The sequence below is a fragment of the Mycobacterium sp. genome, assembly GCF_050701515.1.
Classification (GTDB): domain Bacteria; phylum Actinomycetota; class Actinomycetes; order Mycobacteriales; family Mycobacteriaceae; genus Mycobacterium.
This window is the reverse complement of the sequence record NZ_JBOGDB010000264.1, coordinates 1-9,045: the sequence shown is the minus strand read 5'-3', so window position 1 is coordinate 9,045 and position 9,045 is coordinate 1. Positions and strand designations below refer to the sequence as shown.

Annotated in this window: 13 protein-coding genes and 1 pseudogene; all 14 read left to right on the top strand. The window is 66.2% G+C overall.

What is annotated here, in order from left to right; genetic code table 11:
- Window positions 1-610 precede the first annotated feature (610 nt).
- A complete protein-coding gene (gene rplN / locus ACRDU5_RS19940) occupies window positions 611-979 on the top strand; it encodes a 50S ribosomal protein L14 (protein ID WP_526616551.1) in 369 nt (122 codons plus the stop codon).
- Window positions 980-1,297 (top strand): 50S ribosomal protein L24, encoded by a 318-nt coding sequence (gene rplX / locus ACRDU5_RS19935; RefSeq protein ID WP_526616550.1) that lies wholly within the window; start codon window positions 980-982, stop codon window positions 1,295-1,297.
- Window positions 1,297-1,887 (top strand): 50S ribosomal protein L5, encoded by a 591-nt coding sequence (gene rplE, locus ACRDU5_RS19930; RefSeq protein WP_526616549.1) that lies wholly within the window; start codon window positions 1,297-1,299, stop codon window positions 1,885-1,887. The genes rplX and rplE overlap by 1 nt, the downstream gene beginning before the upstream one ends.
- Before the next feature lie 4 nt (window positions 1,888-1,891).
- Window positions 1,892-2,077: a type Z 30S ribosomal protein S14 gene (locus tag ACRDU5_RS19925; protein WP_526616547.1), complete on the top strand. Its 186-nt coding sequence runs from the start codon at window positions 1,892-1,894 to the stop codon at window positions 2,075-2,077.
- 113 nt (window positions 2,078-2,190) lie between these two features.
- Window positions 2,191-2,589, top strand: a complete 399-nt coding sequence (gene rpsH / locus ACRDU5_RS19920) for a 30S ribosomal protein S8 (RefSeq protein ID WP_526616545.1) — start codon at window positions 2,191-2,193, stop codon at window positions 2,587-2,589.
- A 10-nt stretch (window positions 2,590-2,599) separates the two neighbouring features.
- Window positions 2,600-3,139, top strand: a complete 540-nt coding sequence (gene rplF, locus ACRDU5_RS19915; protein WP_526616543.1) for a 50S ribosomal protein L6 — start codon at window positions 2,600-2,602, stop codon at window positions 3,137-3,139.
- Window positions 3,140-3,141: 2 nt separating this feature from the next.
- Entirely contained in the window at window positions 3,142-3,561 is a 420-nt protein-coding gene (gene rplR / locus ACRDU5_RS19910) for a 50S ribosomal protein L18 (RefSeq protein ID WP_526616542.1), read from the top strand.
- A 37-nt stretch (window positions 3,562-3,598) separates the two neighbouring features.
- On the top strand, window positions 3,599-4,288 hold the full coding sequence (gene rpsE, locus ACRDU5_RS19905) for a 30S ribosomal protein S5 (protein WP_526616540.1): 690 nt from the start codon (window positions 3,599-3,601) through the stop codon (window positions 4,286-4,288).
- Between the two features lie 2 nt (window positions 4,289-4,290).
- Window positions 4,291-4,479: a 50S ribosomal protein L30 gene (rpmD, locus tag ACRDU5_RS19900; RefSeq protein WP_526616539.1), complete on the top strand. Its 189-nt coding sequence runs from the start codon at window positions 4,291-4,293 to the stop codon at window positions 4,477-4,479.
- On the top strand, window positions 4,479-4,922 hold the full coding sequence (gene rplO / locus ACRDU5_RS19895) for a 50S ribosomal protein L15 (RefSeq protein ID WP_526616538.1): 444 nt from the start codon (window positions 4,479-4,481) through the stop codon (window positions 4,920-4,922). Before rpmD ends, rplO begins: the two co-directional genes overlap by 1 nt.
- 19 nt (window positions 4,923-4,941) lie before the next feature.
- On the top strand, window positions 4,942-5,289 hold the full coding sequence (locus ACRDU5_RS19890; protein WP_526616537.1) for a nuclear transport factor 2 family protein: 348 nt from the start codon (window positions 4,942-4,944) through the stop codon (window positions 5,287-5,289).
- Window positions 5,290-5,373: 84 nt separating this feature from the next.
- Window positions 5,374-6,021: a nitroreductase family protein gene (locus tag ACRDU5_RS19885; RefSeq protein WP_526616535.1), complete on the top strand. Its 648-nt coding sequence runs from the start codon at window positions 5,374-5,376 to the stop codon at window positions 6,019-6,021.
- Between the two features lie 16 nt (window positions 6,022-6,037).
- Window positions 6,038-7,843, top strand: coding sequence for a signal peptide peptidase SppA (sppA, locus tag ACRDU5_RS19880; protein ID WP_526616533.1), 1,806 nt, complete (start codon window positions 6,038-6,040; stop codon window positions 7,841-7,843).
- A 624-nt stretch (window positions 7,844-8,467) separates the two neighbouring features.
- A pseudogene (locus ACRDU5_RS19875) lies at window positions 8,468-9,045 on the top strand (hypothetical protein); the annotation flags it as partial.

The window sequence follows — 9,045 nt, the reverse complement described above, 5'->3', positions numbered from 1 at the left end:
CCCGCCGACCTGCCCGCCGCCGCTTAACGAGGAGCCATCTGAATGAACCGTGGTTGGGGCCAAGCTCCACGCGTGCCTGAGGCACCAGCAGGTGACCTCGCCAGACACCATGAGCAGGCCCCGCCCGCTCCTCACCGAACTCGGTTGCACGCAGTCGGGAACCAAACCCGTTTGACGAACTACGTAGAGACGAGGACCGGGCAGGCCCCCCAACCCTTGACAAAAACCACTTACGAAGGTGTCTGCACCCGACACGCCGGGGGCCGACCCGAGAACACGCACGCTCGAGGCTCCTGACGTCGGGTCAAGTGTGCGGCCACCTGGTCGGCCGATCCGGCGAGCGTGCGCAAACTGTGTGAATTTCCCGGCGTGTCGGCCGCAGACGCGCACGCTCGCGGTGCAAGGTGACCGCTGACCAGCGCAGATTTGGTTCTGAGCTGGTCGTCCCCTAGAATTCACTGGTTGCCTTGGGCAGACCTCGGCCGGCGTTCGAGTCGGCCCCGCGTGCCCTTCGGTGACGCCAGACCGCGCACTCTCAGGTCTCTGGTGGGCATTGCCCACCAGAACGTTCGGGCCTGCCGTGCACATATAACCAGGTCGAGGAGATCGAGTGATTCAGCAGGAATCGCGGGTGAAGGTCGCCGACAACACGGGCGCCAGGGAGATCTTGTGCATCCGGGTGCTCGGCGGCTCGTCCCGGCGCTACGCCGGCATCGGCGACGTCATCGTGGCGACCGTCAAGGAAGCCATCCCCGGCGGCGGAGTCAAGCGCGGCGAGATAGTGAAGGCCGTCATCGTGCGTACGGTGAAGGAGCGCCGCCGCGCCGACGGCAGCTACATCAAGTTCGACGAGAACGCCGCGGTGATCATCAAGCCGGACAACGATCCGCGTGGGACCCGCATTTTCGGTCCGGTCGGCCGCGAACTGCGCGAGAAGCGCTTCATGAAGATCGTCTCGCTGGCCCCGGAGGTGCTGTAGATGAAGGTCCACAAGGGCGACACCGTGCTGGTCATCTCCGGCAAGGACAAGGGCGCCAAAGGCAAGGTGCTGGTGGCCTACCCGGACCGCGAGAAGGTGCTCGTGGAGGGCGTGAACCGGATCAAGAAGCACACCCCGATCTCGCGCACCGAGCGTGGTGCGCAATCGGGCGGGATCGTCACCCAGGAGGCGCCGATCAACGTGTCCAACGTGATGGTGATCGACTCCGACGGCAAGCCCACCCGCGTCGGGTACCGCAAAGACGACGAGACCGGCAAGAAGGTCCGCATCGCCAAGACCAACGGCAAGGACATCTGATGACCACTTCTGAGAAGACACGTCCGGCCGAGCCGGACCAAAGGCCTGCGCCCCGCTTGAAGCAGCGCTACCGGGAGGAAATCCGGGACTCGCTGAAGCAGGAATTCGGCTACGCCAACGTGATGCAGATCCCCGGCGTGGTGAAGGTCGTCGTCAACATGGGTGTCGGCGACGCCGCCCGCGACGCCAAGCTGATCAACGGCGCCGTCAACGACCTGGCGATGATCACCGGTCAGAAGCCGGAGGTGCGCAAGGCCCGCAAGTCCATCGCACAGTTCAAGCTGCGCGAGGGCATGCCGATCGGCGCGCGGGTGACGCTGCGCGGCGACCGGATGTGGGAGTTCCTGGACCGGCTCATCTCGATCGCGCTACCACGTATCCGCGACTTCCGCGGCCTGTCGACCAAGCAGTTCGACGGCAGCGGCAACTACACGTTCGGGCTGACCGAGCAGTCGGTGTTCCACGAGATCGATGTGGATTCCATCGACCGGCCCCGCGGCATGGACATCACCGTCGTCACCTCGGCGACGAACGACGACGAAGGACGAGCGCTGTTGCGGGCGCTGGGCTTTCCGTTCAAGGAGAACTGAGCAGATGGCAAAGAAGGCACTTGTCAACAAGGCCAACAAGAAGCCCAAGTTCAAGGTGCGCGCCTACACGCGTTGCAGCAAGTGCGGCCGCCCGCACGCGGTCTACCGCAAGTTCGGGCTGTGCCGCATCTGCCTGCGCGAGATGGCGCACGCCGGAGAGCTGCCGGGCGTACAGAAAGCCAGCTGGTAGGAGACCGCGCGATGAGCGCTCGCGCGAAGAGCAGATAACACAGACCACAACATCGGAATAGGTTGCGGTAGGCCCGCGATGGGAACCGCCGCGAGGAAGGTGAACCGGCTGTCATGACGATGACGGACCCGATCGCAGACTTCTTGACACGTCTGCGCAACGCCAATTCGGCGTACCACGACGAGGTGTCGCTGCCGCACTCGAAGATCAAGGCCAATATCGCCGAGATCCTCAAGAGCGAGGGCTACATCTCCGATTACCACACCGAGGATGCTCGGGTGGGCAAGGCGCTGGTCGTCGAGCTGAAGTATGGCCCGAGCCGCGAACGCAGCATCGCCGGCCTGCGCCGGGTATCCAAGCCCGGGCTGCGGGTGTACGCGAGATCCACCAACCTGCCGCGCGTGCTCGGTGGCCTGGGTGTGGCGATCATCTCCACATCCTCGGGTCTGCTCACCGACCGTCAGGCGGCACGACAGGGCGTGGGCGGCGAAGTCCTCGCGTACGTGTGGTGAGGGGCTAGACATGTCGCGTATTGGTAAGGACCCGGTTCCGATTCCCGCCGGGGTCGATGTGACGATCGACGGGCAGCACGTGTCGGTCAAGGGGCCGAAGGGCACCCTCGAGTTGGCGGTCGCCGACCCGATCACCGTCTCCCGCAACGACGATGGAGCGGTCGTGGTGGCCCGGCCCGACGACGAGCGGCACAACCGCTCGCTGCACGGGCTGTCCCGCACGCTGGTGGCCAACCTCGTCACCGGTGTCACCGAGGGCTACACCATCAAGATGGAGATCTTCGGCGTCGGCTATCGCGTGGTGGCCAAGGGCGGCAACCTCGAGTTTTCCCTGGGCTATAGCCACCCGGTGCTGATCACCGCCCCGGAGGGTGTCACCTTCGCGGTGGAGACCCCGACGAAGTTCTCGATATCCGGCATCGACAAGCAGAAGGTCGGCCAGATCGCGGCCAACATCCGTCGCCTGCGGAAGAGCGACCCCTACAAGGGCAAGGGCATCCGCTACGAGGGTGAGCAGATCCGCCGCAAGGTCGGAAAGACAGGTAAGTAGGAATGACTACAGCCCAGAAAGCAAAAGCAGCACAGACCGCCGCAGGCAAGTCGGCAGCGCCGAGCGTCGCGGCTGCCCGCCGAGTGTCGCGGTTGCGCAGGCACGCCCGGCTGCGCAAGAAGATCGCCGGGACGGCCGAGCGGCCGCGGCTGGTGGTGCACCGGTCCTCGCGGCACATCCACGTGCAACTAGTAAACGACCTGGACGGCACCACGCTGGCCGCGGCGTCGTCCATCGAGGCCGACGTGCGCGGGGTGGACGGCGACAAGAAGGCCCACAGCAAGCGGGTCGGTCAGCTGATCGCCGAGCGGGCCAAGGCCGCCGGGATCGAGACCGTCGTGTTCGACCGCGGCGGCTATACGTACGGCGGACGGCTCGCGGCACTGGCCGACGCGGCGCGCGAAGGCGGGCTGAAGTTCTGATGATGAACGACCTGAAAACAATTGGAAGGACTGCGTAATGGCCGAGCAGGCAGCAGGAGCCGCCGGGCCTTCGAGTTCGGACGGCAGGCCGCCCCGCGGTGACCGCGAGGGCCGGGGCCGTCGTGACGATCGCGGCGGTCGTCGCGACCGCGATGGCGGCGAGAAGAGCAACTACCTCGAGCGCGTCGTCGCGATCAACCGAGTTTCCAAGGTGGTCAAGGGTGGTCGGCGGTTCAGCTTCACCGCGCTGGTGATCGTCGGCGACGGCAACGGCATGGTCGGCGTCGGCTACGGCAAGGCGAAGGAGGTTCCCGCCGCGATCGCCAAGGGCGTGGAGGAAGCGCGCAAGGGCTTCTTCCGGGTTCCGCTGATCGGCGGCACCATCACGCACCCTGTGCAGGGCGAAGAGGCTGCGGGTGTGGTGATGCTGCGTCCGGCCAGCCCCGGTACCGGTGTGATCGCCGGCGGCGCGGTACGTGCGGTGCTGGAATGCGCTGGCGTGCACGATATCCTGGCCAAGTCGTTGGGTAGCGACAACGCGATCAACGTGGTGCACGCCACCGTCGCGGCACTGAAGCTGCTGCAGCGTCCGGAAGAGGTGGCGGCCCGACGTGGGCTGTCCATCGAGGACGTCGCGCCGGCCGGCATGCTGCGGGCGCGGCGGGAGGCCGAGGCGGCGGCGGCCGCCAGTTCCAATTCGGCGGCCGCCCGAGAAGGAACGGTATAACCATGGCAGAGCTGAAGATCACCCAGGTGCGCAGCACCATCGGTGTTCGGTGGAGGCAGCGTGAAAGCCTGCGGACGCTGGGGCTGCGGAAGATTCGCCAGTCGGTGGTCCGTGAAGACAACGCGCAGACCCGTGGCCTGATCAAGTCCGTGCACCATCTCATTGAAGTAGAAGCGGTGGAGTCGAAATAATGACGATCAAACTGCATGACCTGCGCCCGGCACCCGGGTCGAAGACCGCCAAGACCCGGGTGGGTCGCGGCGAGGGTGGCAAGCGGGGCAAGACCGCCGGTCGCGGCACCAAGGGCACCAAGGCCCGCAAGAACGTGCCGGTGACCTTCGAGGGCGGGCAGATGCCGATCCACATGCGGCTGCCCAAGCTCAAGGGCTTCACGAATCGGTTCCGCACGGAGTACGAGGTCGTCAACGTCGGCGACATCAACAAGCTGTTCCCCAAGGGCGGCAAGGTCGACGTGGACGAACTGGTGGCCAAGGGCGCGGTCCGCAAGAACAGCCGGGTGAAGGTGCTCGGCGACGGCAAGATCACCGTCAAGGTCGAGGTCACCGCGCACAAGTTCAGCGGCAGCGCGCGCGAGAAGATCACCGCCGCGGGCGGATCGGTCACCGAGCTCTAGTCTCGCGGCGAGGACGCGGATGCTTGACATCGTCGAGCGATACCTCGACGCCATCGCATCCCATGACTGGGATGTGGTGCGCGAGTGCGCCGCCGACGACATTGTCCGCGTCGGCCCGTTCGGCGACCGCTACGCCGGCCGTGACGACTACCTCGCCTTCATCGTCGACACGGTGCCGGTGCTCGAGGGTTACCGGATGGAGGTCGACCGAGTCACCTACGCCAACGGCGGGCTGGCGTTCGCCGAGCTCACCGAGACGGTGAAACTCGACGGCAAGCCCGTCCGCTACCCGGAGGTGCTGGTCTTCGAACTCGACGGTGACGGGCGCATCGCCCGCGTCGAGGTCTTCATCCAGACGCTGCGGTAATCCGTCGCTGCCGTAGCCTCCGTGGCTATGACTGACACATCGAACTCCATCCCGTCCGTCGATGAGGCCCTTGCCGGCCTCAACATGCCGATGGTCGACGCGATGATGACGCAGCGAGCGGTGCGGCGCGTTCTGCCCGATCCGGTTGATGACGCGCTGGTGCTGAAGTGCATCGAGCTTGCGCTGCGCGCACCAACCGGGTCGAACGGGCAGAACTGGGAATTCGTCGTCGTGAAGGACCCCAGCGTGAAGGAAAAGCTTGGCAAGCGGTACCGCCAAGCCTGGTCTCTCTATGGCGGGATTGGCCGTCGGGTTGTCGCCGGCGATGAGTCGATGATGAAGATTCTGCGTGCCGTGCAATGGCAGGTCGACCACTTCAGCGAGATTCCGGTCCTCGTGGTGCCGTGCCTGCGCGGCGGAATGCGCCTGCCGTACCTGCCATCGCCGTTTCTGGGTGAGTCATCTTTCTTCGGTTCGATCTACCCGAGCGTGCAGAATCTGTTGCTGGCTGCGCGCGCGATGGGGATTGGTGGGTCGCTCATTACCCTGCCGCTGTGGAGCGTGACGTCGGCTCGGAGAATCCTGGGTCTACCGCTTACCGTGACTCCCTGCTGCGTTGTACCACTCGGCTGGCCGCGTGGACGCTACGGTCCGACGACCCGTAAACCAGTCGACGAGGTGGCTCACCTCGATGGCTATGGCAACCGCGCGTGGCTGGACAACACTCCCTGATAGGTAGGCTCGAGCCATGTTCAGCTTCGTGCCAGGCATTCCGAGTCTCGACGATCTGCGGTCCCTGGGCCGCAAGGTCGACACCGCCCGTCATCGCGGAGTGCCGAGCGACTGTGTGATCGAACTGGACCTGCTCTCCGTGCCGCACGAGACCGGGGGATTCGATCCCTTCGTGCTCATCCGGGGCGGAGGCCGACCGCTGGTGCTCAGGGAAGCCGTCGCGGCCATCCACCGGGCGGCGGAGGACTCCCGAGTGGCCGGACTGATCGCCCGGGTGCAGATTCCGGCCGCGGCCGCCGGACCGGTGCAGGAATTGCGGGATGCCATCTCCGCATTCAGCGATGTCAAGCCCTCGCTGGCGTGGGCCGAGACGTATCCGGGCACGCTGTCGTACTACCTCGCATCGGCATTCCGCGAGGTGTGGATGCAGCCGTCGGGAACGGTCGGGCTGGTCGGCTTCGCCACCCACGCGCTGTTCCTGCGCGACGCGCTGGACAAGGCGGGCATCGAGGCGCAGTTCATCGCTCGTGGCGAATACAAGTCCGCCGCAAACCTTTTCACGCAGGACCGCTACACCGACGCCCACCGCGAGGCGGACAGCCGGCTGCTGGAGAGCCTGCACACCCAGGTGTGGCAGGCGATCGCCGAGTCCCGGCACATCGATGCCGCCGCGGTGGACGCGCTGGCCGACAAGGCCCCGCTGCTGCGCGACGACGCCGTCAGCGGCGGGCTGGTGGATCGCATCGGCTTCCGCGACGAGGCCTATGCGCGGATTGCCGAACTCGCTGGCGCACCTGGGATTTCATCGGGTGACGCCGACAACGATCCCGATGCGCCGCCGCGGCTGTACTTGTCGCGCTATGCCAAGGCGACAGCGCCGCGGCCCGCGGCGCCGATGCCGCCGATTCCCGGCCGCAAGTCCAAGCCGACCATCGCCGTGGTGACGGTGGCCGGCCCGATCGTCAGTGGCCGCGGCGGCCCGCAACCATTGCCGTTCGGAAACTCCAGCACCGGCGGGGACACCATCGCCGCCGCGCTGCGCGAGGCCGCTGCCGACGATTCAGTGTCGGCGATCGTGCTGCGGGTCGACAGCCCCGGCGGTTCGGTCACCGGCTCGGAAACCATTTGGCGAGAAGTCATCCGAGTGCGCTCGGGAAAGGATGGGGCCGGCAAGCCGGTCGTCGCGTCGATGGGCGCGGTCGCGGCATCCGGCGGGTACTACGTGTCGATAGGCGCCGACGCGATCGTCGCCAACCCCGGCACCATCACCGGATCGATCGGCGTGGTGACCGGCAAGCTGGTGGCCCGCGAACTGAAGGGCCGCCTCGGTGTGGGCTCGGACTCGCTGCGCACCAACGAGAACGCCGACGCGTGGTCCATCAACGAGCCGTTCACCGAGGAACAGCGCGCCCGCGTCGAGGCGGAGGCCGACCTGTTCTACACCGACTTCGTCGAGCGTGTCGGGCTGGGCCGCAAGCTGCCCGTCGACGCCGTCGACGCGGTGGCCCGCGGCCGGGTGTGGACCGGCTCGGATGCGCTCGAACGGGGATTGGTCGACGAACTCGGCGGGCTGCGCACCGCGATCACCCGCGCCAAGGTGCTCGCCGGGCTGGACGAGGATGCCGACGTCCGCATCATCAGCTATCCGGGCTCCTCGCTGCTGGAATTCCTGCGGCCCAAACCGTCGTCGCAACCGGCGGCGGCGTCGCTGCCGGAGGCCGTCGCGGCACTGGTCGGGCGATCGGTGGCGGGGTTGGTCGATCAGGCCGAGCAATCGCTGACGGGTGTGAGCGCGTTGTGGCTGGGCGACTACCGGTTCTGATTTCCCGCGAAATGGGATTCCCTGCTGCTAACTGCCGGTTCTAACGACCGGGAATCCCATTTCGGCGCAGACTGCGATTCGTGGCGTTCTCGACGACGGCTTCGGCCGGCAGCCCCACTGCTTGGACTTGGGCGCCTGGCCGATCAGAATTCGCAGCAAACTCTCCGGCTGCTGACATGGAAGCCTAGATTGCGCAGGAAGGCGTGCCCCCACGTGCTCTCCAATTTCGCCAGCATCCGCGCTATCGGTACAAAACGGGCAATTTGGCAAATCTGCGGTCTGCTTGCATCTTTCTGGGGAAGTCCGCTGGTTGGCAAGGTAGATATACGGTCCCCGCCAACGGACTCGATTTTCGCCGAACTGCCGCGACGATGTAGGTGATCGCGTGCTTCGACAAGCGCCACTTTCGCCGCCGTAAGACTTTCTTCAAGATCAATACCCATTTGCGTGCCATTTTGCTGAGCAAACCGTTAGAGTTGGGACATCTATCCCGAGAAAGACACGTCTTTCCCGGAACAGACACAGGAAGTCCTGCTGCCGGTGGCAGAAGGCATCGCTCCGAAGGGGTTTCCTGCCATGTCCAAACACCGCAGGCGCGGGCCGCGGATATCGGCTCGTCAATATGTGACTACGGGAGTCTCGGGAGCAGCGATGGTCGGGATCGGCGTGCTGCTGGCCTCTGCGCCGGGCGCGTCGGCGCCGACCACTGCGGGCGTGCAGCTGGCATCCACCGAGTCCGCGCTCCCGCTGAGCCCGGCAGATCCGTGGTGGTTGGGTGGCGAGGGCGGCCTGATCGGGCCAGCCGGCTCGCCGATGCCCACCGCGCTGGCCGCTGCGGTCGAACAGTTCGAGTTGCCGCCGATCATCGGTCCGGGTGGTTGGCTGATCGGCGATGGCTTCGACGCCCTCGAGATCGACCCGGATTGCACCGCCAACTGTAACGGTGGCAACGGCGGGCTGCTGTGGGGTAGTGGCGGTGACGGCGCGTTCGGTGGTGACGGCGGCGACGGCGGTTTCTTGTTCGGCAACGGCGGTAACGGCGGCGACGGCGTGGACGCCGTCTACGACGCGATGGGTAATCGCGTTTCCGCAGCCATCGCCGGTGGTGACGGCGGTAACGGCGGCTTCCTCGAGGGCAACGGCGGTCACGGCGGCGTCGGCGGCCGGGACGAAAACGAATCGGAATCTACGGAACCAGGTGG